This window comes from Aeromonas sp. MR16 (assembly GCF_022549315.1).
In the GTDB taxonomy this organism is placed as follows: Bacteria; Pseudomonadota; Gammaproteobacteria; order Enterobacterales; family Aeromonadaceae; genus Aeromonas; species Aeromonas aquatica.
Genome location: NZ_JAKZFK010000067.1, coordinates 1 through 696, shown reverse-complemented (window position 1 = coordinate 696; position 696 = coordinate 1). Strand labels below are relative to the sequence as shown.

Below are 696 nucleotides of genomic sequence, written 5' to 3'. Positions count from 1 at the left end.
CACGGCTGCCATATTGGCTGCCCTGATCGGAGTGAAACAGTACGCCTGATGGGCAACCTCGTTGCTGATAGGCCATCTCGAGCGCTTTTATTGCCAGCTCTGCATCAGGTTTGTCAGACATCGCCCAACCCACGACCCGGCGGGTATGAAGGTCGAGCACCGCGGCCAGGTAATACCAACGACCAGCGGCCCAGACGTAGGTGATATCGCCACACCACACCTGATTGGGTTGCTGGACATCAAATTCACGGGCCAGCAGATTGGGAATATCCGGTCGCTCAGACCGGGCGACCTGATAGCGATGAGCGCCGGGTTGCTTGGATACCAGACCGGTCTCTTTCATCAGACTGCGCACTTTGAATCGGCCAATCTGATACCCCAGCGCTCGCATCATCGACATCAAGGCGCGGCTGCCCGCTGAATCACGGCTCTCTTTGAACAAGCGGCGCAACTCACTACGCTGTTGCAATCGCTCACGGTTAATCGTCCGCTTGCGAGCCAGATAGTCGTAAAAACAGGATGTTGGAACATCGAAAGCGCAGCAGACCAGAGTGATGGGGGCTTGCTCTCTTAATCGGTCTATCAGCGCGTACGAGTGAACTCGTCCGCCATCAAGAGAGCCGTAGCCTTTTTTAGAATGTCCTTTTCGCGCTCGAGGCGGTTGATGCGGGCTTCCAGCTCCTGGATTTTCTGCTG

General features: G+C 56.2%; 1 pseudogene. It reads right to left on the bottom strand.

The features are described 5' to 3' along the window. Window positions 1–696: pseudogene (locus tag MM194_RS21745) on the bottom strand (IS3 family transposase); the annotation flags it as partial.